General features: G+C 61.4%; 19 protein-coding genes. 6 read left to right on the forward strand and 13 right to left on the reverse strand.

Annotated elements, in window-relative coordinates; genetic code table 11:
- Positions 1-57 precede the first annotated feature (57 nt).
- The gene (locus tag LOY53_RS13545; RefSeq protein ID WP_252824252.1) at positions 58-957 is read right to left on the reverse strand and encodes a helix-turn-helix domain-containing protein; all 900 of its coding nucleotides are present in this window, start codon (positions 955-957) and stop codon (positions 58-60) included.
- A 152-nt stretch (positions 958-1,109) separates the two neighbouring features.
- On the opposite strand from LOY53_RS13545, the gene LOY53_RS13550 reads away from it, so the two are divergent.
- The 4 genes from LOY53_RS13550 to LOY53_RS13565 all read left to right on the forward strand — a co-directional run bounded on the left by LOY53_RS13550 (position 1,110) and on the right by LOY53_RS13565 (position 5,871).
- Positions 1,110-2,468, forward strand: coding sequence for a glutamine synthetase family protein (locus LOY53_RS13550; RefSeq protein ID WP_027596784.1), 1,359 nt, complete (start codon positions 1,110-1,112; stop codon positions 2,466-2,468).
- A gap of 129 nt (positions 2,469-2,597) precedes the next feature.
- Positions 2,598-3,686, forward strand: coding sequence for a polyamine ABC transporter substrate-binding protein (locus LOY53_RS13555; protein WP_258702778.1), 1,089 nt, complete (start codon positions 2,598-2,600; stop codon positions 3,684-3,686).
- Positions 3,687-3,700: 14 nt separating this feature from the next.
- Positions 3,701-4,996: an FAD-binding oxidoreductase gene (locus LOY53_RS13560; RefSeq protein WP_258702779.1), complete on the forward strand. Its 1,296-nt coding sequence runs from the start codon at positions 3,701-3,703 to the stop codon at positions 4,994-4,996.
- A gap of 197 nt (positions 4,997-5,193) precedes the next feature.
- Positions 5,194-5,871 carry a DUF3313 domain-containing protein gene (locus tag LOY53_RS13565; protein ID WP_027596781.1) on the forward strand — a complete coding sequence of 226 codons (678 nt, stop codon included), beginning with the start codon at positions 5,194-5,196 and terminating at the stop codon, positions 5,869-5,871.
- A gap of 165 nt (positions 5,872-6,036) precedes the next feature.
- Here the strand turns inward: LOY53_RS13565 and LOY53_RS13570 are convergent, their stop codons facing one another.
- Positions 6,037-7,413 (reverse strand): L-serine ammonia-lyase, encoded by a 1,377-nt coding sequence (locus LOY53_RS13570; RefSeq protein WP_252824257.1) that lies wholly within the window; start codon positions 7,411-7,413, stop codon positions 6,037-6,039.
- A 146-nt stretch (positions 7,414-7,559) separates the two neighbouring features.
- On the opposite strand from LOY53_RS13570, the gene LOY53_RS13575 reads away from it, so the two are divergent.
- Positions 7,560-8,495 carry a LysR substrate-binding domain-containing protein gene (locus LOY53_RS13575; RefSeq protein WP_252824259.1) on the forward strand — a complete coding sequence of 312 codons (936 nt, stop codon included), beginning with the start codon at positions 7,560-7,562 and terminating at the stop codon, positions 8,493-8,495.
- A gap of 32 nt (positions 8,496-8,527) precedes the next feature.
- On the opposite strand, the gene LOY53_RS13580 is transcribed toward LOY53_RS13575, so the two are convergent.
- From LOY53_RS13580 to LOY53_RS13630, 11 genes are all read right to left on the reverse strand, one after another.
- Positions 8,528-9,943 (reverse strand): undecaprenyl-phosphate glucose phosphotransferase, encoded by a 1,416-nt coding sequence (locus LOY53_RS13580; protein WP_258702780.1) that lies wholly within the window; start codon positions 9,941-9,943, stop codon positions 8,528-8,530.
- Between the two features lie 211 nt (positions 9,944-10,154).
- On the reverse strand, positions 10,155-10,919 hold the full coding sequence (locus tag LOY53_RS13585) for a WecB/TagA/CpsF family glycosyltransferase (RefSeq protein ID WP_252824263.1): 765 nt from the start codon (positions 10,917-10,919) through the stop codon (positions 10,155-10,157).
- A complete protein-coding gene (locus tag LOY53_RS13590; RefSeq protein ID WP_258702781.1) occupies positions 10,919-12,106 on the reverse strand; it encodes a glycosyltransferase family 2 protein in 1,188 nt (395 codons plus the stop codon). Before LOY53_RS13590 ends, LOY53_RS13585 begins: the two co-directional genes overlap by 1 nt.
- Positions 12,103-13,305 carry a glycosyltransferase family 4 protein gene (locus tag LOY53_RS13595; RefSeq protein WP_258702782.1) on the reverse strand — a complete coding sequence of 401 codons (1,203 nt, stop codon included), beginning with the start codon at positions 13,303-13,305 and terminating at the stop codon, positions 12,103-12,105. Before LOY53_RS13595 ends, LOY53_RS13590 begins: the two co-directional genes overlap by 4 nt.
- 49 nt (positions 13,306-13,354) lie before the next feature.
- A complete protein-coding gene (locus LOY53_RS13600; RefSeq protein WP_258702783.1) occupies positions 13,355-14,356 on the reverse strand; it encodes a VirK/YbjX family protein in 1,002 nt (333 codons plus the stop codon).
- 7 nt (positions 14,357-14,363) lie between these two features.
- Entirely contained in the window at positions 14,364-15,341 is a 978-nt protein-coding gene (locus LOY53_RS13605) for a glycosyltransferase family 2 protein (protein WP_258702784.1), read from the reverse strand.
- 5 nt (positions 15,342-15,346) lie between these two features.
- Complete coding sequence (locus LOY53_RS13610) at positions 15,347-15,877, reverse strand: serine O-acetyltransferase (RefSeq protein WP_027596772.1); 531 nt, start codon at positions 15,875-15,877, stop codon at positions 15,347-15,349.
- 8 nt (positions 15,878-15,885) lie between these two features.
- The gene (locus LOY53_RS13615; RefSeq protein WP_099429445.1) at positions 15,886-16,842 is read right to left on the reverse strand and encodes a glycosyltransferase family 2 protein; all 957 of its coding nucleotides are present in this window, start codon (positions 16,840-16,842) and stop codon (positions 15,886-15,888) included.
- Positions 16,835-17,452: a DapH/DapD/GlmU-related protein gene (locus LOY53_RS13620; protein WP_258702785.1), complete on the reverse strand. Its 618-nt coding sequence runs from the start codon at positions 17,450-17,452 to the stop codon at positions 16,835-16,837. The genes LOY53_RS13615 and LOY53_RS13620 overlap by 8 nt, the downstream gene beginning before the upstream one ends.
- 106 nt (positions 17,453-17,558) lie before the next feature.
- The gene (locus LOY53_RS13625) at positions 17,559-19,025 is read right to left on the reverse strand and encodes an FAD-dependent oxidoreductase (protein ID WP_258702786.1); all 1,467 of its coding nucleotides are present in this window, start codon (positions 19,023-19,025) and stop codon (positions 17,559-17,561) included.
- Positions 19,026-19,300: 275 nt separating this feature from the next.
- Positions 19,301-20,677 (reverse strand): oligosaccharide flippase family protein, encoded by a 1,377-nt coding sequence (locus LOY53_RS13630; protein ID WP_252824273.1) that lies wholly within the window; start codon positions 20,675-20,677, stop codon positions 19,301-19,303.
- A 94-nt stretch (positions 20,678-20,771) separates the two neighbouring features.
- Between LOY53_RS13630 and LOY53_RS13635 the strand changes: the two genes are divergently transcribed.
- Positions 20,772-22,298, forward strand: a complete 1,527-nt coding sequence (locus tag LOY53_RS13635) for an O-antigen ligase family protein (protein ID WP_258702787.1) — start codon at positions 20,772-20,774, stop codon at positions 22,296-22,298.
- The last annotated feature ends 2 nt before the right edge of the window (positions 22,299-22,300 follow it).

Genomic DNA, 22,300 nt, shown 5'->3' on the forward strand with positions numbered 1-22,300 from the left:
GGCACGATAGCAACTTTCCGTGGGGGGTGCTGGGTTCAATGTGCCGGCTGCCGGCCCTCAGCCCCTGCCCCGCTTGAGGGTCTCGCTCGGCAACTCCTTGAACAGCTGCCGGTAACTCTCGGAAAACCGCCCCAGGTGCCAGAATGACCAGCGCATGGCGACTTCCGCTACCGTTACCTCGCCACCGCGCAACAAGTCCCGTCGCGCGCCGTTTAGCCGGCGTAACCGCAACCAAGTTCCCGGCGGCATACCGGTAAAGGCCTTGAACGCCTGCTGCAACTGGCGCAGCGAAACTCCGGCCACGTCAGCCAGTGCCACCAGGTTGAGGGTTTCTTCGGGGCAATCCGCCGCCCATTCACTGACTCGGCGCATGATCGAGCGCGCTTCACTGCGCCTGCCCAGCGCACCGCTGTCCAGCCGCTGGCAGGCACTGTCGAGGATGAACAGGCAGTCTTCCAGCAACTGTTCCGCCAGCGCCTGCCCCTGCAGCGGGCAATCGGCGTTGCCCAAACGGGTCAGGGTGGCGCTCAGCCAACTGCCGAACAAGGCGTTCTGGCCGCTGCCCAATGGCACCATGAACAAGCCTTCCAGGCGCTGCGTATCCAGGCCATGACGGGCCAGAAACGCCTGGTCGAACACCACGGCCACCTCTTCGTAGTTCTCCGGGGTGATCCAGATATTGCGGCTCTGCTCGTTGAGCAGGTACAGGCTGTTCTCGCTGCGGTCGAAACAGAACGCCAGCGATCCACTGGGGGGGCGGAAGAACTGCTCGACTCGGGTATTGAGCCGCTCTTCATAAACCTCCACGCCATCAAGCCCCAAGCAACGCAGTTCGCCGCTGAAATGCCCGGGCGACATCTGCCGGTATTGCTGTTGCCAGCCGGGGGTGGCACGCACCTGCTCGGTGACGTCGGTGGTGTGGAAAGCCTGAACCTGCAAGGCGTTGAGCGTTGTCACGCATTGTCCTGTATGCACTCTTTTGGTGCATTGATTGCCGGAGAAAGTGGATAGATCGCCCCTGGGGGCTGCGACCAAGATAGTCTCCAGCGCGTCACCTGGGAAGCCACCCGCTCCCGCCGCGCACACAAAAACCCAACCAAGAGGTCTGTATGAACGCCCCCTTCGATCAGCTGTCCACGTGGCTGAAAGAACACCGGATCACCGAAGTCGAATGCGTGATCAGCGACCTGACCGGCATCGCCCGCGGCAAGATCGCACCGACCGCCAAATTCCTGCACGAACGTGGCATGCGTCTGCCCGAGAGCGTGCTGTTGCAGACAGTCACCGGCGACTACGTTGACGACGACATCTACTACAGCCTGCTCGATGCCGCCGACATCGACATGGTCTGCCGCCCTGACCCGACTGCGGTGTACCAGATCCCCTGGGCAATCGAGCCGACCGCGATCGTGATTCACGACACCTTCGACAAGCAAGGCAACCCGATCGAGCTGTCGCCGCGCAACGTGTTGAAGAAGGTGCTGAAGCTGTACGCCGACAAAGGCTGGCAGCCGATCGTCGCACCGGAAATGGAGTTCTACCTGACCAAGCGTTGCGAAGACCCAGACCTGCCGCTGCAGGTACCCCTGGGGCGTTCGGGCCGCGCAGAAAGCGGTCGCCAGTCGTTCTCGATCGATGCCGCCAACGAATTCGACCCGCTGTTCGAAGACGTCTATGACTGGTGCGAACTGCAGGGCCTGGACCTGGACACCCTGATCCATGAAGACGGCCCGGCGCAAATGGAGATCAATTTCCGCCACGGCGACGCCCTGGACCTGGCCGACCAGATCACCGTGTTCAAGCGCACCATGCGCGAAGCCGCGCTCAAGCACAACGTGGCGGCCACCTTCATGGCCAAGCCGATCACTGACGAACCTGGCAGTGCCATGCACCTGCACCAGAGCGTGGTCGACATCGCGACCGGCAAGCCGGTGTTCGCCAATGAAGACGGCAGCATGAGCGAGCTGTTCCTGCACCACATCGGCGGGCTGCAGAAGTACATCCCCAAGCTGCTGCCGATGTTCGCACCTAACGTCAACTCGTTCCGCCGCTTCTTGCCGGACACGTCGGCACCGGTCAACGTCGAGTGGGGTGAAGAAAACCGTACCGCCGGCCTGCGTGTGCCTACCTCCAGCCCGGACGCAATGCGCGTGGAAAACCGCCTACCGGGCGCCGATGCCAACCCTTACCTGGCCATCGCTGCCAGCCTGCTGTGCGGCTACCTGGGCATGGTCGAGAAGATCAACCCGAGTGCGCCGGTGCAGGGCCGGGCTTACGAGCGACGCAACCTGCGCCTGCCCATCACCATCGAAGATGCCCTGCAGCACATGGAAGACTGCGAAACCGTGCAGCAGTACCTGGGCAAGCAGTTCGTCCAAGGCTATGTAGCGGTCAAGCGTGCCGAGCACGAGAACTACAAACGGGTGATCAGTTCGTGGGAACGTGAATTCCTGATGCTCAGCGTTTAAACCCAAGGGCACTGCCCGTGCGATGACGCAAGGCCATGCTTTCCTGTGGGGGCGGCCTTGCGTCGCGAAAGGGCTGCAACGCAGCCCCCGATACACCGAACCCAAGAACAAGACCAACGAGGTGTCGACATGCGTCATCTGCAATCCCTGGTTCCCGCTGCACTCACCTTACTGTTCGGCGCAGCTGCCCAGGCCGCTCCGACCGTCAGCGTGTACAACTGGACCGACTACATCGGTGACACGACACTGGCCGACTTCCAGGCCAGCAGTGGGATCAAGGTGGTCTATGACGTGTTCGATTCCAACGAAACCCTGGAGGGCAAGCTGCTGGCCGGCCGCACTGGCTACGATGTGGTCGTGCCCTCGAACCACTTCCTCGCCCGCCAGGCCCAAGCCGGTGCGTTTTTGCCGCTGGACCGCAGCAAGTTACCCAACTGGAAGCACCTGGACCCCAAACTGCTCAAACAGCTTGAGCAGAACGACCCCGGTAACCAGTACGCCGTGCCCTACCTGTGGGGCACCAATGGCATCGGCTACAACGTCGACAAGGTCAAGGCCGCGCTGGGCGTGGACCACATCGACTCGTGGGCGGTGCTGTTCGAGCCCGAGAACCTGAAAAAACTCAAACAGTGTGGCGTGGCCTTCATGGACTCGCCCGACGAGCTGTTCCCGGCCATTCTCAACTACCTGGGCATGGACCCACGCAGCGAAAAGCCCGAGGACTACGCCAAGGCTGAAGCCCGCCTGCTCGAACTGCGGCCCTACATCACCTACTTCCATTCTTCCAAATATGTCTCGGACCTGGCCAACGGCGATGTCTGCGTGGCCTTCGGCTACTCCGGCGACGTGTTCCAGGCCGCCAACCGCGCAGTGGAAGCCAAGAACGGCGTCAAGGTTGCCTACAGCATTCCCAAGGAAGGCAGCAACCTGTGGTTCGACCTGCTGGCCATCCCCAAGGACGCCAGCAACCCGAACCAGGCACTGGCGTTCATCAACTACCTGCTCGAACCTCAAGTAATCGCCAACGTCAGTGCCACGGTCGGCTATGCCAACGCCAACCCCGACGCCCAGGCCTACATGGATGCGTCCCTGGTGAACAACCCCGAGGTCTATCCACCCCAGCAAGTGCTGGACAAGCTGTACATCTCTAGCACGCCAAGCCCCAAGATCATGCGCGTGATGACCCGCTCCTGGAGCAAGATCAAGTCCAACCGTTGAGCCGAGAACGCACCATGCCTTTCGATACCCTGCACACCGCTTCGTACTACGCCGCCACGGCACGCGACGCGGCACCCTACCCCAGCCTGGACGGCGAACTGAGCGCCGATGTTTGCGTGGTCGGCGGTGGCCTGACCGGGGTCAATACCGCACTGGAGCTTGCCGAGCGCGGCCTTTCGGTGATTGTGCTGGAGGCCAGGCGCATCGGCTGGGGTGCCAGTGGGCGCAATGGCGGCCAACTGATCCGCGGTATCGGCCATGACGTCAGTGGTTTTGCCCGCTATGTCGGCCAGGACGGCGTACGCTACCTGCAACAGGCCGGTATCGATTCGGTGGCGTTGGTGGCCAGGCGCATCGAGCAATACGGCATTGCTTGCGACCTGCGGTGGGGCTTCTGCGAACTGGCCAATACACCCGCCCAGTTTGCCGCCTTCAAGGCGGAACAGGAGGACCTGGCCGCGCTGGGTTATCGCCACGAAACCCGCCTGGTCAGCGCCGCGCACATGCACCAGATCGTCGCCAGCGACCAGTACGCCGGCGGCCTGGTGGACATGGGCTCGGGCCACCTGCACCCACTGGACCTGGTACAGGGCGAAGCACGTGCGGCCGCTGACCTTGGCGTGCGCATTTTCGAGCAGAGCCCGGTGCTGCGCATCGAGCATGGCCCCACCGTGACCCTGCATACCGCCCACGGCAAGGTCAGGGCACAGAGCCTGGTGCTTGGCTGCAACGCGCACCTCGATGAACTGGAGCCGCGCCTGAGCGGCAAGGTGCTGCCGGCCGGCAGTTACGTGGTGGCCACCCAGCCACTGCCCGAGGCGCTCGCCAATAGCCTGATCCCCCAAAACATGGCGCTTTGCGACCAGAAGGTCGGCCTGGACTACTACCGCCTCACTGCCGACCGTCGTTTGCTGTTCGGCGGTGCCTGCCACTATTCCGGGCGCGACCCCAAGGACATCGCCGCGTACATGCGGCCGAAAGTGCTCAAGGTGTTCCCGCAGTTGGCCGAAGTACGCATCGACTACCAATGGGGCGGCATGATCGGCATCACGGCCAACCGCTTCCCGCAGGTCGGGCGGCTGCGCCAGCACCCTAACGTTTACTACGCCCAAGGCTATTCAGGACACGGGCTGAACGTGACCCACTGGACAGCCAAGCTGCTGGCCGAGGGCATTGCCGTGGGCCACAGCCAAGGATTGGACGTGTTCAGTGCGGTACCCCACCTGACCTTCCCGGGCGGCAAGGCATTGCGCTCACCGCTGCTGGCGTTGGGGATGTTGTGGTACCGGTTGCGCGAGGTGCTGGGGTAGCGCTCGACTCGAAGGTTGTTGCGCCTTTGAGATCGAGCGCCGCACGGGCGGCGCTCGATCTCAAAGGCGCTAAAAATCCACCGCCGTACCCATCGCAGCCTACCGCCTACACCGCCAAGAAATACACTGCCCACTGGCCAACTGCCCTGCACCTGCTAGCGTTGTTCTGGCCGACCTCTCATGGATGCATCACGATCATGAAATCATTGCCCCGCATCACCTTGTTGTGCGCAGCCTTGCTTGCCGTATCCGCCTGCTCCAGCAACCGCGTGGACCCCAGTGACTACTCCGGTTTCCTGAAGGACTACAGCCGCTTACAGCCCGCTGAGAGCCCATCCGGCGCGCCGGTAATGCGCTGGATCGACCCCAAGGTCAACGTCAATCAATACACCCAGGTGTTCATCGAGCCCAGCCAGTTCTACCCCAAGCCGCAACCGACAGCGGTCATTTCGGCGCAGACGCTGCAGGAGATCACTCGTTACTTCAACGAAGCCATGCGACGAGAACTGGGCAGCGTGCTGACCCTGGCCAAGGCCCCCGGCCCAGGCACCATCGTGGTACGCCCGGCGATCACCGCGGTGTCTACCAGCAACGAAGGCCTAAAGCCTTATGAGGTAATCCCGATTGCGCTGATCTCGGCGGGTGTCAATACCGCCATGGGCGGCCGTGACCAGGAAGTAGATGTTGGCGTAGAGGCGGCCTTCCTGGACGGTGCCAGTCAGAAAGTGCTCGCTCAGGTGGTGCGCAAGGGCGCTGGCAAGGAGCTGGAGAACGACACCCAGAAACTCACCCTGAATGACGTCAAGCCAGTGCTCGACGGCTGGGCCAAGGACATGCGCGCGAGCTTTCTGACGCTGAAACAGAAGAGCCGTTGACCGTGTAGGAGCAGCCTTGTGCTGCGAAGAGGCCAGTAATAGCAGCGAAGATTGATGATGTGTTCACTGGCCTCTTCGCAGCACAAGGCTGCTCCTACCGGGTAGCGTGTCAATGCCCTTGATCGGGTAAGGCAACGGCCCCCTGAGTAAACCTAGGGCTGCGAATCAGCACTCGACAAAGGCGACGGCCAGGCCGCCGCGCGAGGTTTCCTTATAGTTGGAATGCATGTCCGCACCGGTGTCGCGCAGGGTGCGGATAACCTGATCGAGCGAGATGAAATGCTCGCCATCACCGCGCAGGGCCATTTGCACGGCGTTAATCGCCTTGACCGCGGCAATCGCATTGCGCTCGATGCACGGCACCTGCACCAGGCCACCCACCGGATCGCAAGTCAGCCCCAGGTTGTGCTCCAGGGCAATTTCCGCGGCATTTTCCAGTTGCGGCGGCGTGGCGCCGAGCACTTCGGCCAGGCCAGCGGCAGCCATCGAGCAGGCCGAGCCCACTTCGCCCTGGCAACCCACTTCGGCACCAGAGATCGACGCGTTGGTCTTGCACAGGATGCCGACTGCGGCCGCCGCCAGCAGGAACCTCACCACATCATCGTCGCAGGCATCCGGGTTGAACTTCATGTAGTAGTGCAGCACAGCCGGGATGATCCCCGCCGCACCGTTGGTGGGCGCCGTCACCATGCGCCCGCCAGCGGCGTTTTCTTCGTTGACCGCCAGGGCAAACAGGTTGACCCATTCCATGGCGCTCAGGGTCGAGCCAATCACGTTCGGTTTGCCCAACTCCTGCAGGCTACGGTGCAAACGTGCAGCCCGGCGCTTGACCTTGAGCCCGCCCGGCAGGATGCCCTCATTGCGCAGGCCATTGTCGACGCATTCACGCATCGCCGCCCAGATGCGCATCAAGCCTTCGCGTACCTCGGCTTCCGGGCGCCAAACGCATTCGTTGGCCATCATCAGCTGCGCCACGCCCATTCCGTGCGCCTTGCACAGCGCCAACAGCTCAGCCGCACTGGCAAACGGATACGGCTGTTCGACCGCATTCGCCTCGCCTTGGGGGGCATCGATTTCTTGCTGCTCGACGATGAAACCACCGCCCACCGAATAGTAGGTTTGGCTGAACAGGCTGCCCTGCTCGTCCAGTGCTTCCAGGCTCATGGCGTTTGGGTGATACGGCAGGCTTTGCTCAAGCAGCAGCATGTCGCGGGCGTAATTGAACGCCAGGGGATGGCTGCCATCAAGCATCAGGCATTGCTCCTGCATCACCTGGCCGATGCGTGGTTCGATCGTGGCCGGGTCGATCCGGTCTGGCCACTGCCCCATCAGGCCAAGCAGGCAGGCACGGTCAGTGGCGTGGCCGACCCCCGTTGCAGAGAGCGAGCCATACAAACGCACTTCGACACGGCTGACCTGAGCCAGCAAGCCACGCTCACGCAGGGCCTGGGCAAAGGTTGCAGCTGCGCGCATCGGGCCTACGGTGTGAGAGCTGGAAGGGCCGATGCCGATTTTGAAGAGGTCGAAAACACTGATAGCCATACTAATGCCTGACCGCGTTGGGCAGAATCGCCAATGCGCGGTTCTCTGGGGAAATTGAACACTACTGCGAACTTGAGCGATACTGACCTGCTCCCGCGAAGATGACCAACGAAACTTCCTAAGCAAGGCTTTAGTGGTACTAAACGATGCGACGACAACTCAATGGCCAGATGTTCGTCTGGCTGCATGTATTCTCCTGTGCAGCCCGGCATTTGTCATTTACCCGCAGCGCCGAAGAACTGCACATCACTCCTGGCGCCGTCAGCCAGCAGATGCGGCAGCTGGAGGAACGGCTGGGCTATCGACTGTTCCTGCGCCGTGCCCGTGGGGTAGAGCTGAGCGCCGAAGGCCAACGCTTGGCGCAGACGGTTTCAGAAGCCTATGGCAGCATCGAGGCCGAGCTGCTGCGCCTGGACGCCGGCGAGATCCGCGGCACCCTGCGCCTGCGCTCAATCCCCTCCTTCCTGGCCAAATGGTTGACCCCGCGCCTGCCGCGCTTTCAGCAGCGGTATCCGGACATCGAGTTGCGGCTGGTGGCCGAAGACAGTGCGCAAGCCTTGCACCCGGGCGACTTCGACCTGGCCATCGACCTGAACGACGGCAGTTACCCTGGCATGTTGTCGACGCCATTGCTGGACGAGCAGATCTTTCCCGTGTGTTCCCCCACCCTGCTGCGCGGACGCCCGCCGCTGCACGGGCCGGCTGACCTGGCGCATTACCCGCTGCTGCACGACATCACCGCCTGGCGGGGGGCCTCGGAATACGCTGAATGGGAGTTCTACCTGGAAGGCATTGGCGCAGGTGGCCTGGACGTGCGCAGGGGCCACACCTTCAACCGCAACCACCTGACCATCGAAGCGGCGATTGCCGGGGTTGGCGTAGCAATCGCGCGGCGGACCTTGCTCAACGATGAACTGGAACGGGGGGCGCTGATCGTGCCGTTCGGTGTGGCGATCGCCAACCACAAGCGCTACGTGGTGCATTACCCACCAGGCGGGCTGACCCAGCCCGGTGCCCGCGCGGTGCATGACTGGCTGGTGGAAGAAGCCCGTGGGTTCAGAGAATTGCACCCGCTGGGTTGAGTGCCTGCCACGGGGCCGCTGGTCGGCCCCGGCTAATAGGCCTGCTTGCCGGTAAAGGCATTGAGCGTGCGCACCAAAATGACGAAATCGAGCCACAAGGACCAGTTGTTGATGTACTCGATGTCCGAGTCGATCCGTTGGATCATCTGCTCGATGTCCTTGGTCTCACCCCGAAAGCCCCTGACCTGTGCCAGGCCTGTCATGCCGGGCTTGATGTTGTGTCGCGCGAAGTAGTCGACAATATCCTGCGAATACAGCGTGTCGTGCTGAAGTGCATGCGGGCGCGGCCCCACTAACGACATTTCGCCGGTCAATACATTGAACAACTGCGGCAGTTCATCCAGGCTGGTCTTGCGAATAAAAGCCCCTACGCGGGTCAGCCGCGGGTCGTTCTTCTGGGCTTGTTTGACCACACCGTTTTCCGGTTGATGAACATGCATGCTGCGGAACTTCCAGATCCGGAACGATTCACCGGTCCAGCCCATGCGTTCTTGCCTGAAAAATACCGGGCCGCGACTGTCTAGTTTGATTGCAATGGCCACTGCCAACAGCACCGGCGATGCACACAGCAATATCAGTGCTGCCAGCACGCGATCTTCGAGGTTTTTAAGGAACAGGCTCATGCCGGTCAACGGCGTTTCTGACAACGTCAATACCGGGATACCGGCAATTTCGCGGACGCTGTGGTTGATCAAACGCAGCGAGAAAATATCCGGCACCCAGTTCACTGCAATGCACTTGTCGAGCAACTTCAAATACACTTCGTTAATGACCGCCGACCCCCCTAGTGGCGTCACCAGGTACACCGTGCGAATGGCATGTTTGGCAACGATCTCGTCAAGGTCAGCGACGTGGCCCAGCACAGGCAGGCGTTGCTTTGCATCAGCCGCGCCCTGTTCAGCCACATCGTCTATCAACACACACCCCAGCACACGCTCCCCGAACCACGGGTTGTTGCTGATCTTCTGGTGCAGGAAGTTGGCCAGGTCGCCCGCGCCAATAATAAGTGCGTTGTCCAGCCGGGCGTGCGCCGTAAACCGTTTTTGCAGTTCACGCACCGCAAAGTGCAAGAACAACTGCACCACATAACCAATGACAAACAACTGCACCACCAACAACCGCGAATAGGTTTCGCTCTGTTTGGTCAAAAACGCCATGACCACCAAAAAACAAAACGTTGCTGACCAGGCCTTGAATAACCTGAACGCCTTGATGGACAAGCCAACGTTGGTCCGGTAGATCGCGTAATGGTCATAGATAACCGCCAGCGCCCCAATCAACAAGAGCAGCATGATCACATAATCCGAGGTAATGTGACCAAACTGATCGTAGATCAAGTACCAGGCGACACCGGTGACTGCAATCCCATCAAGGCCGGCCTGAATGGCGTTACTTACGCTGCTTCTTCGTTGAAGTAAGGAACGACTGCTTCTGGGTTCGAGAACCATTTCAGACCTCATTAATTAGCGCGTAGCAAATGCCCGGCAGCTTATTCAGTCAATCAATACCAGCCTTTAAAATATAATCCTGTACACTGAATGGTCTTCGCCGCCCCCCTGGGCGCTTGCTATCACTGTAGCAGTCGCCCGCCCACGCGGCGGGCGGAATCACCCCTGCCATGGCTTTTGGCCGTTTCAGACGATTCAGTTGGCAGAATCATCAGATGCGCCTTGGGGTGTTTCGGGCCTCGAGCGACATCGCCTTGGTGCACATCAGGGTGCGTAAGAGGAACAGCGGATTGCCGACCACATAGCGCATGAACAAGCGCCTGGGCTCTCTCAGCAAGCGGTAGACCCACTCCCCGCCCAATCGCCGTAGCCATTGCGGTGCCCGGCTGACCTTGCCGCCGAGAAAATCCAGAATCGCCCCGCCACACACGATCAGGCACGGTCCCCCACTGGCAGCCAGGCGTGCGGCAACCGCCTCTTGCTTGGGCATCCCCATGCCCAGCACGATCAGCTCTGGCTGCGTTGCCCGCGCAAGCTCCAGGTAGGTGGCCATTTCAGCAAACCCGTCGTGAACAGACACCGGCAACACCCCAAACCGCGCCTCGCTGCACGCTACGGCCCGGCTCAAGAACGGCTCCTCAGTGCCCCAGAATGCCACCCGTCGCCCCTTGAAGGCCGCCAGCAGTTTGGGGATCAAATCCGTGCCATTCATGTTCAGCCCAGGGGCCAGGCCCAGGCGGCGATACAGGATTGCCATGCCGGCACCATCGCGTAACAAAACATCGGCCGAGGCCAGCGATTGGCAGTAATCGGCGTTGCCCGCGACCAGGTTCATGGCGTGGGCGTTGACGAAGCCCACTACCGTGGGCGCCTCAGGTTGGCACAGGGCCTTAAGCAAGCGCTGCTCGTGCGCAGGGTCACTGATGGTCTGAAGTTTGCCGATAATCGTTTTCCAGCTGTTTTGCCATTCGCCCATTAGCTGTCATCCCGTTTCGAGCGCACCCACTCCACCTGTCGCTTGATCAAGAACCCCAGGTACAGGGGAATCTTCCTCGCGGCGTAGAACGGGGCGTAAAGCAAGACCGAAAAGGGGATCAGTTCGCGAGAAAACCGGCCCCACGCCAGCAGAACTGCAACACCCAGCATGACCAGGGCACCCGTGACGACCCATGCAGGTGCAGTGATACCGAACAGCAGCGCGGCCAGCCAGGCAACACTTGCAACCCCTACCAGGGCCATGACCAGCAACGCCAACGGCGGCACCAGCAGGTCCAGAGTCATGGCCAGCAAGGGCGCGTTACGCCGAGTGACCGCGCTCACCAGCAGCTTGGGCACCTCAGCCAGGATCACCCCCAGGTGGCCATGCTCCCAGCGGGTGCGCTGGCTGCTCAAGCCTTCCTGGCTGAGCGGAAACTGGCTGGTGATCTGCGCGGCAGGGCAAAACAGCGGCGGTTTACCGATTCGGCAAAAGTCCAGGCCCAGCTTCAAGTCTTCCACCAGGTGTCCATTGGCCAAGTCGACCGTAGCCAGGTCGCGCCAGCTGAAGGCCATACCCGCGCCCATCAGCTGGCAGGGCAAGCCAAGGCGTGCCCAACCACGCGGGCGAACGAGGTTCTTGACCCGCCAGGCAAATTCAGCGATTTGCACTTTCAGGCCCGCGCCGACGGGTGCGCGCATCAGGTACAGCGCCTGCACCGGCCGTGAGGCTTCGAGGCAGCGGCGTGCCAGCAGGTCAATGGCGCCCTCGCCTACCTGGCAGTCGGCATCGACGATAATGACCACCTCGGGTGGACGCTGCGCCAGATGCCGTACACCGAAGTCCAGCGCATACCCCTTGCCGCGCAACAGGTCGTTGTCGCGCTCCACCACCTCAGCGCCCGCGCTGCGTGCCAACTGCGCGGTGTCGTCGGTGCAGTTGTCCGCTACCACCAGCAAGCGGTCATGCGCCAGCAATTGCGGGGCGACACTGGCCAAGGTCGACCGAATGATCAAGGCCTCGTTGTGCGCGGGCACCAGCACCGCCACGCGCGGGCGCCTACCATCCGCCCCTGGTCGTGATCGCACCGGCAGGCAAGCCAGCAATACCTGCGCAAACAACACCAGCGCGGGCACGAAGATGCAAAACGCCACCAGGCTCAGTAACCACGTCACCATGCTGATCATGCGGATGCCTTGAAGTAGCGGGCCAGCTTGGTGGCCTCGGTGTCGATGTCGTGGCGTTGCAGCACCCGCTCGTAAGCGGCTTCACCCATGCGCTGCAACACCTCGGCCGGTTGCGACAGGCAGTCGGCCATTGCTGCAGCCAGCTCTTCCACCGTGCCGGCGGGGAACAACCAGCCGTTTTCGCCCTGGCGCACCAACTCTGGGATGCCTGCCACATAGGTGGTCAGCACCGGCCGGCGCAATGCCATGGCCTCCATGATCACCACCGGCAGGCCTTCGGCGAAACTCGGCAGCACCAACGCACGGGCAGCGAGGATTTCTTCCCGCACCTGAGCGCTGCTGATCCAGCCGGTGATGCGTACCTGCGCCTGCAAATCATGCTGGGCGACCAGGGCTTCGATCTGCTGACGCATTTCGCCATCACCCGCCAGCACCAGCTCGAATGCAATGGCTTGAGTGGCCAGCAGGCGGGCTGCCTCGATCAGCAACAGCTGGCCCTTCTGCTCACACAGGCGCCCGACGCAGACCAAGCGTGGCGCCGAGGGTGCGGCAACGGCGGCAACCGCGTGGAAGTCGCGCTCCAGGCCGCAATGCACGACCTTCACCTTCTCCCAGTGCTCGTGCGCCACCCAACGGAACAACTGGCTGCGCCCATACGAGCTGACCGCCGCCACAAACGCGGCGCGCCGGACTTTTTCGCCCACGTGCAGAAACTGTGGTTTGTCGAATTCTTCCGGCCCGTGCACGGTAAAGCTGTAGGCAGGCCCGCCGAGGGCATGGGCCAGCATCACCACCTCGGTGGAGTTGGTGCCAAAATGCGCATGAACATGCTTCGCGCCAAAGGCCTGCAACCAGACCAGCACCTGACAAGCCTCGGCCAGGTACACCAAGTGATAGGGCCAGGCGCGGTCCGCCCGCTGGCCCAAGCGCAGGGCCAGCCACAGGGTGGCGAAAAAGCGTCGTGGCTCGGCACGCAGCACCTGCAGCGTGGGCGCCAACAACCCCTTCAGGCCGTGCTGCAACACGTAGCGGGTCTTGCCCCGCTCGGCGATGTCCTCGTCATCCTGCAGTTCGGCATCCCAACCCCGCAAGGCAATGCGCTGGATCTCCATGCCCTGGCGCTCCAACGCCAGAATTTCGCGTCGAATGAAGCTATGGCTGACTTTCGGGTACTGATTGATGAAGTAAGCAATGCGCATATAAATCCAGATCAATGCCTGCGTAATGAGCCTTACCAACTGCAACCCGTTACTTCAGGCTGTCGATCGCCGGCGGCGGGCTCCCTGCCGATGCACGTTCAAGCACATCCCCCTTCATCCCTTGTAGCCCATGGACGGGCTCGCTGCCTGATAAAGCCGCTTCAACGCGCGCGAATACCTCATCCAGCAAGGCATGCCGCCGGCGGTACATCGCACGTTTCTTCGGGGCGATGTCGTCTGCGGCGCGCTTGGCAGCGGCCAGCGGCAAGCTGAAGAAGTCGTCGCGCTCCGAAGCCGTGGCGCCATTTTCCAGCCAGATGGCATCATAGTGGGCGGCCAGGTCGTGCGCCTTGTCAGCGCCGAAGTAAGGATGGCGATGATGCCGGTGCGCATCGCCAACTGCGTAGATGCGCACCACCCCCAGCGTTCTGGCGATGCACTTGAAGGCCTCCAGCAGGAAGCTGCGCGGGCGCAGGCCCTCGAAGTCCTTGGTCAGGTCACGGTAGATGTTCAGCGAAGTTTCGCTGTCGATGCCTTTGTGAATGCCCTGCACGGCGCCAATGAACACGCACAGCTCACCGTGCTGGCGGCATAGGCTGAACGCCAGCGAAGCCACGCGCAAATCCCCTTGGAACAGGTTCAGCACCAGCTCCCCTTCGCGCTTGAACCAGATCGGCCGGTCCAGCACCAGGGCGCAGCCCTTCGAATAGGCCGACAGGTCGCACAGGGTCAGGCGCTCGTCGCGACCGAGCAGCAGCAACGTGGGAAACTGCCGGGCAACTACCTCAAAGTGCGACGCCACCACACCGAGCCGCTCCTGCGCCTCCCAGCCCTTGCTGATGTAGGGCCACTGCACGACGCCAATGCAATCGACCCCAAGCCTTGCAAACCGGTCATCACCCAGCGCCGTCGACATGCGCTGCATGAAGGCCTTCAGCGCGGGCCACTCGCGGGTGATCTGCCGCGTCAGCTTGACCTTGTTGTTCAAGGCCCGCAGCGAGTAGCCGGGCTGCAGGGTGAGCACACTTTTCACTATCGATCTGGCAATCATAGGAATCTCATTTGTACTCGATCAGCACGGCTTTGCCGGCAGAGAACCTGTTCATCAGGAACTTTACCTGCCCAAGCATTTCAGGGAATTTGCCGAGCACCAAAAACACCGCCTGTAGCCAGCGCTCGCGTGTCGGCTTGCCAGCGCGACGCGCCAGGCGCACCACTTGCAGCGGGTAGATCAGCAACAGCAGCAGCGCCCACACACCCAGCAGGCCACTGGCAAACACGATTGCCAGGGGGATGCCCAAGCCCCAGAGCCAGGCGCGGCGGGACTCTCGCAACCAATGGTGCTCTGGCGCTCGCCCGTGCAAAAAGGCACCTTCGGCATAAGCATGGCCGGCGCGCAAGCTGCGCCGCCACCACTGGCTGAAACGCGTCATGGCAGCATCGTGCAAGGTCATCTCAGCGGCCAGGCGCCAGATTTTCCACCCCTTGGCGCGCAAGCGGACGCACAGCTCCGGTTCTTCGCCGGCGATCAGGTCCGGGCGAAAGCCGCTCACCTGTGTGAAGGCGTCGACGCGCATCAACGCATCCCCCCCACATGCCTTGGCTTCACCGATGGGCGTGTCCCACTCCAAGTCACACAGCAGGTTGTACACCGAGCGTTGCGGGAACCGTTCACGGCGCCGCCCGCACACCACCGCTACGTCTGGGCGTGCGTCAAGAAAGGCCTGGGCGTTGCCCAGCCATGCCGCATCCACCTCGCAATCGCCGTCGACAAACTGCACGTAGCGCATCGACGGCAACAGGCGTTGCAAGCGGGTGAAGCCCTCGTTTCGGGCCCGGGCTGCGGTAAACGGGCGGCTCATGTCGAGCGCCAGCACTTCCACCCCTTGGGCCTGTGCCATCTGCACGGAACCGTCGGTGGAGCCTGAATCCACGTACACCACCCGGTCCGCACCGTGCGCCAACGAGCGCAGGCAGCGCTCCAGGCGTAGCCCCTCGTTGCGCCCAATCACTACAACGCCAATACCTGTGTCCATGGGCCTCACTCGACCGTGCACTGCGCCGCTTCGGTGGGGTTGCGCAGCTTGATGGTCGCAGGTACGCCGACCGCCAACGCGTTGTCTGGCACATCCACCAAGACCACGGCGTTGGCGCCGATGACCACGTTGTTGCCGATGCGGATGTTGCCCAGCACCTTGGCCCCAGTGCCAATATCGACGTTATTGCCGAACACCGGCGCAATCGGCTCGCTGACATTCTTCAGCCCCACCACCACCCCGTTGCGGATCCGGCAGTCATCGCCAAAACGGGCATAACCGCTGATTACGATGCCGCCGAAATGGTCGATGACGAAGTTGCGGCCGATCACGACCTCGCAGGGCAATTCAACACCCGTGATGATCTGCACGAACTTGAACAGGATCTTGTAGAGGATGGAGAACAGTTTGCGCAGCAGAGCCGGGCGCACGCTATAGCGCCAGCGCCCGAAGCGATACACCAGCAATACCCAGAACCCCTGGGCGCCCCAATCACCACCGTGTGCACGCAAGTCGGCGCGGATATTCTCGAACATGACGTCACCTACCGTGTGGGTTGGCTTGCGAACCGTGTCTTGAACAACAGCGACCACGTAGTTTGGCAGTGCCGCCAGCACGCCCGGATCGCCGCGCGGCCTCGCCCCTTCAGCAGTGCCTTGAGTGCCAGTACCAGGTCACCCACACACACCAACAGCATGTGCAGCGCCAGCCCGGCAACACCGTGATGCTTGCGAAAGTACAGCAGTTCGCTTTCGATCTGGTAGCTGGAAATCTGCCGGCTGGCCGCTTCCAGTTCGCTGACCGACTTGGAGCTTTCGCCGCCGATATGCACCACCGTGGTATGGGGATAGAAGACCACCTTCCAGCCCGCTTCCTTGACCCGCTTGCAATGGTCAACCTCTTCGTAATAGAGAAAGTAGCGCGGATCGAACAGGCCTACCTGGTCAAGCACTTCGCGACGCACCAGGTAGAAACAACCGGGCAGCCAATCGCATTCACGTACCGAGCCATGGTCCCAGGTCATCTCATCGACCATTTTCAACCCCGGGAAGAAACGGCCCAGCCCGGTGCGGCCGACAAACACGTTCAGGGGTGTCGGAAAGTAGCGGCAGCTGGGTTGCAGGTCGCCATCGCGCCCCTCCAGGCGCACGCCCAGCACGCCGCACTCGGGGTGGTTGTCCATGTACTCGAGGGTCTTGGCCAGTGAATCGGCCGCCACGAAGGCATCGGTGTTCAGCAGCAGTGCGTACTTGCCCTTCAAGTGCGCCAGCAGTTGGTTGTTGGCGCGCCCGAAACCGACGTTCTTCTTGTTGCTCAGCAACAGCGCCTCGGGGCACACCTTGGCCATGCGTTCCACAGAATCATCGACCGAGGCATTGTCGACGACCAGGTAACTGGCAAGCTTTTCGCTGTCGGCCTGGCGCAGCGCATCGAACATGGGCTGCAGCAAAGACGCAGTATTGAAATTGACCACCATCACATCGACGGGTTTTCTATCCATTGCTACCGTCCCCGAAGAAGTACTGCCGTCGTTGCGCGGCAAGGGCAGGCTCCACGGCCGGGTCAAAGGCACCTTTGCGCTGTTTGACCAGCTCTATCCACGGGTAGCTTTCGCAGCGCTCCTCCACCCTCTTGATCAGGGCTTCGGTGGTACAGATGAATTTGGCCGGGTTGCCACCCACTACAGTGCCTGGCAACACGTCCTTGGTGACCACCGCACCGGCAGCGACGATCGCATCGGGCCCGATGGTCACGCGGGGCATCACAATCGCGCCATGGCCGATGAAGCAGTTGTCCTTGATGTCGATATAGCCGACCGAATCGAGGTGCTTCCCGTAGCAGAGCTCGATCAATGCCACCACGCCGTCGTGGCCGATCAGTGTGCAATCCGACAGGCCGACGTTGTTACCAATGCGCACCAGCGCAGGGTCGGTCACGTTGCACCCTGGGTTCATATGAAAGTTGGCCCCTACCGAATGAAACTTACCCCAACGGGTTAAATAGCTCCCCCACTCTCGCCCCGTTGGATTGCACAATTTCTTGTACGTCGAGCTTCCCCGCCCGGTCGAGTTGACATAACGCGTCAGTGCACTCCGTATCCATCCATTCATTCTGCGAGCCTCGCAATTAAAGCGATTCTGAACTGTCCCTGAGGCGACTTCGGTCTCATTCTTCTTGGTGCTGACCGCCTCGCACTCAACCCATTTACAACGTGCGTTACACCGCGGCACCCGTAGCCGATTTCAACTTTTCATTGAGGTGGTCCGCCAGCCTGACGGCAAACTGCAACAACGGCATGGTCGGGTTGGAGGCGCCGCCCTTGGCAAAGATACTGCTTCCCGCCACGTAGAGATTCTGGGTGCCGAACACTTTGCAATTGGCGTCGACCACACCGAACTCAGGCGACGCAGCCATGCGTGTGGTGCCCATGTGATGGGCATGTGGCGCCATCTTCAGCGGCACTGATGTGTCGTAGACGAAGTCGTTGAGCTTGACGAAGCCCAAGTCCATGTCGGCAAATTGTTTGGCCAGTTCGGTACCGATGCACTTGATGGTGTGCCTGTCACTTTCGCTCAGTGCCCAATGCACGTTGACCTTGGCCACCCCCAGCTCGTCTTTCTCATTCAGCAATGAGATGCGGCTTTGCCGGTTGGGAAACTGCTCGATCATGGTGCCGATCACACCGTCGCCCGGGCAACTGAACTTGGCGACCAAGGCGATCTTGTCGGCAACGCCCATGTCACAGGCAAGGTTTTCCAGAAAGTGTTTGACCTCAGCCGTGCGGCCATACGTCTGCACGTCCGAGAGCAGTGCCGCAGTGATATTGCCTTTACCGGCCTGGTATTCCTCAACAAAGGCGTCGGTGGTGTAGTACTGACGCATCTGGGTGTCCTGGTCCGACTTCAGGATGAACGTGCCCATGTCGATGTTCAGGTGCTCCATGAAGCAACACCCAGTCAGCCCTTCCTTGCTGACGACACCCGCGGCCAGCAGGGATTCACTGTTCAATAACTGCCGGGCATTCTCGATGGCGCCCGTCGCCAGGATGAAGTTTCTGGCCACCACGCGCTGACGATGACGTTCGTAATCGGACACTACCGCAGCCACCACATGGCCCGACGCTTTGTCGAACTCCAGGTCGACGCAGTTGCAATTGATGAACACATCCAGCCCGTGGGTTTCGTTCAGTGCAGTCGCGTACTTCTGCGCAAAGCGCGTTGGGGGGCTCAGCAGGAAGCGGTCGGGTTCGAAGTCATCTCCCGCAAGCCCGGTGTTCATCGCGTGAAACTCAGAGCCTGGCGGCAAATCGACGATGTCCATGGCAGCAGCCAGGTAGCCCTCGATCTCCGAGTAGGGGATCGGCCAGCCGGGCAAGTCGCCGGGCGGCGCCACCGCGAAGTCTGAAGGGGTGAACGGCCGGCAGCGCCCTGCCCAGTGGTTGGACGTGCCGCCCAGGTAACGCAGGCGTGTTTCCTCGGCGTACAGTTCGAGCCCCGTCGAGGCGCACGTGTACAGCCCTTGCGAGTGCGGCGAATACTCACGCCCACCGCCCTCGGCCAGCAGCACGTTCCAACCCGCAGCTGCCAGCCGCAGGCCCAGGGTAATGCCAGCGGGGCCGGCCCCGATGATGCAAAAATCATAGTCGTCACGCAGCGTTTTCTGCTGCTGAAAGTCCTTGATCATGCTGGCTCGTTCCGGAAGTACTGAGAAGGCAACACCCAGCCGTTGATCACCACGAACCCGGTTTTTTCGACGGGTTTGCGTGCAACGTCTGCGGCCACCCCAAACACCGCGCCGCCAACACCCAGCAGGACACAGCTCTGGAGAAAACCCCTACGACCCAACTGCGGAGTACACAACGTAAGCTTCCCCATGATCCCCAGACCTATCTCGATGAAGTGTTAACAATCAGTCACTCGACCGCCCCCACATTGCACCATCGCCCGCCTCTGGCCTCATCACAGCCACTCAAAGAAACGGGTCGCCAACAGCCCACAGAGTGCCCCCACGGCCACCATCGGCAGTACCACCAACTCACGTTTGACACTGAAGATATCCAGCTTGCAGTTAACGTAGACGATCAACAGCAGCGTCGGGAAGGTATGCAGGGCCACCCCCCAGATTGCGTAGTCGACACCGCCAATGGCCAGCAGCAGTGGCAACAACCCCCATAACGAGACTAGCCGGATGATGTTGTCCATGGCCTGGTATTTCGTCAGGCCCAGGGCAATCCATATCTGATGTGCCAAGGTATAGCGCAGGGTGAAGAACGACAGCGAAAGAATCGCAAGAATCGTACCCGCCTCGGTGTAGCGCGCGTCGTACATCCAGCCGATCAACAACGGGCTGGCGGTCAGGAACACCCCGCAGGCAAACAGCATCACAAGGTCGACCAGCAACCTGAAACGGTAGTACAGCGCCTTCAGGCGTGCCTTGTCACCTTCCCGGGCGGCTTCGCTGAAGGCGGGCAGCGCTACCGAGCCCACCAGTTTCAGCAACCCGGTCTGCACGGACCCGAGGATCAGCACGGCAATCGAGTACACCCCCAACTGCCCCGCTGTCATGCTCGCACCAAACCAGATCCGGTCACCGTACATGGCCAGTACGCCGACCATCGACGACAGCAATATCCAGCGGCCAAACACGATCAGCTCGGTCAGCGCACTTCGGTCCCACTGCAGGCGGTTGTTCGGCCCTTCCAGCGCCAGGTGCCCCAGCAAGGTACCCGCCAGGGCACTGACCAGGCCGGCGATCACCAGCGACCAGATCGACCGGGTGAAATAACCGATCACCAGCATCGCGATCAAACCGACCACTTGCGAAGCCAGGTCCACCAATACCACGCGCTTCTGTTGGAAAGTTCGTACGGCGACATCTATCTTGGTCGATTGGAATCCCCAGATGATGGCCGAAAGGCCGGTCACCGCCAGCACCATCGGCAGCTCAGGCGCGGCGTAAGTGGAGTCCGCCGGCCACAGGTTGGCCAGCTGCGCGAACCAGGAGGCGGCGGCCAACAGCAAGGTCAGGGCAAACAGGACGAAGCCGCGGATGATCTGGACGGTCCAGGCGGTATTGAGAAACTCGGGGTCGTCGCCCCGGTGGCTCTGGATGATGTTCTGGCGCAGGCCAACATCGGACAGCAAGTGCAGAAGTACCGAAACCGTGGTGGCGATGACCATCACACCGAACATTTCCGGCAGCAACAAACGGGCCATGATCAGGTTGCCGCCCAGGCGCATGACCTGTGACGCCACCAGCGACACCAGGTTCCATGACCCGGCCTTCAGTGCGCGCTTGCGCAGGCTCGCGGAGGCTGACACATCAATCGACGGCATGACTTCAATCTCTGACTGATTGGCTAAAAGTCACTATAGTTTCAATTAGCCATGATGCTAGCCGTGCCCACCAAGGGAAAGGTGTCCTTAGCCAATGCCTGAACATTTTCGTGCGTTGATCGTCATTCTGTTTCTGGCAGGCGTCGTTTTTGTCATGGCGCGCCGCCCGGCGACAGACCTCATCCCTTACAGCGACTTCAAGCGCCGGCGTAACCTGTGGTTCGTCCTGACGCTGGTGGCCTTCGCCTCCCACAGCTTCTGGGTGTACGTGGCCGCTGCCGGGCTGATCATGTACATCGCCGGGCGGCGCGAACGCAATGCCATGGCGCTGTTTTTCATGTTGCTGTTCCTGATTCCGCCAGCCTCGGTGCAAATACCTGGGTTTGGCGTGGTCAACTACCTGGTTGACCTCAACCATGTTCGCCTGCTGACGCTGTGCGTGCTGCTGCCGGCGGCGCTGGCCCTGAGCAGGCAAAGCGATACCCTGCGCTTCGGCCGCACCTGGCCCGACAAGCTGCTGGCGGCCAGCCTGGTGCTGATGAGTGTGCTGTACCTGCGTGAAACCACCCTGACCGACACCTTGCGCCAGGCGCTCTACCTGTATGTCGATGTGTTCTTGCCCTACTACGTCGCCAGCCGAGGGCTCAAGGAGATCAGTGATTTCAAGGACGCCATGCTGGCGTTCGTGCTGGCATCCTTCGTCCTGGCACTGATCGGCGTTGCCGAGTTCGTCCGCCACTGGCTGCTGTACAACGCCCTGATCGATGCCATGGGCGTGCAGTGGAGCATGTCCGGCTACCTGAGCCGTGGCGGCTCATTGCGCGCCAGCGCCACCACTGGGCAGGCAATTGCACTGGGCTACGTGATGAGTGTGGCCATCGGCCTGTACCTGTTCGTCCAGGGCTATGTGCGCAGCCAGCAGCAGCGGGTGCTCGCCGCCCTGCTGCTGGCTGCAGGGCTTTTCGCGCCGTTGTCCCGCGGCCCCTGGATTGGTGCCGTGGTCATCGTCGTGGTGTTCATTGCCATGGGCAAAGGGGCCATCAAGCGCCTGACCGTGCTTGCCCTTGCCGGCATACTGGCACTGCCGCTGCTGACCGTGCTGCCTGGGGGCGACAAGGTGCTGGACCTGTTGCCTTTCATCGGCAATATCGAAAAAGAGAACATCACCTACCGGGAACGCTTGATCGACAACTCCTGGATCGTGATCCAACGTAACCCCTTATTCGGTTCGTTCGACTTCCGTAACACCCCTGAAATGCAGTCGATGATTCAGGGGGAAGGCATTATCGACATCGTCAACACCTACGTCAGCCTGGCCCTGCGGGTCGGGTTGGTCGGGCTCGCGCTGTTCGTGGCGTTTTTCGTTACCGTGTTGCTGGGCATCCGCAAGGCCATGCGCGCGTTCCCCGACAAGGATGACGAGCAACGGCAACTGGGCCGGACGCTGTTGGCGACGCTGGTGGGGATTCTGGTGATCATCTTCACCGTTAGCAGCATCACTATCATCCCCACCGTGTACTGGTCGGTCGCGGGGCTTGGGGTGGCCTACATACAGCGGGTGCGCAGGCTCCGTTCCAGCCAGGCCAGCGACCTTCCCGCTGCCGGCCTTCAAACCAGGTGATG

This window comes from Pseudomonas sp. B21-031 (assembly GCF_024748985.1).
Lineage (GTDB): Bacteria > Pseudomonadota > Gammaproteobacteria > Pseudomonadales > Pseudomonadaceae > Aquipseudomonas > Aquipseudomonas kermanshahensis.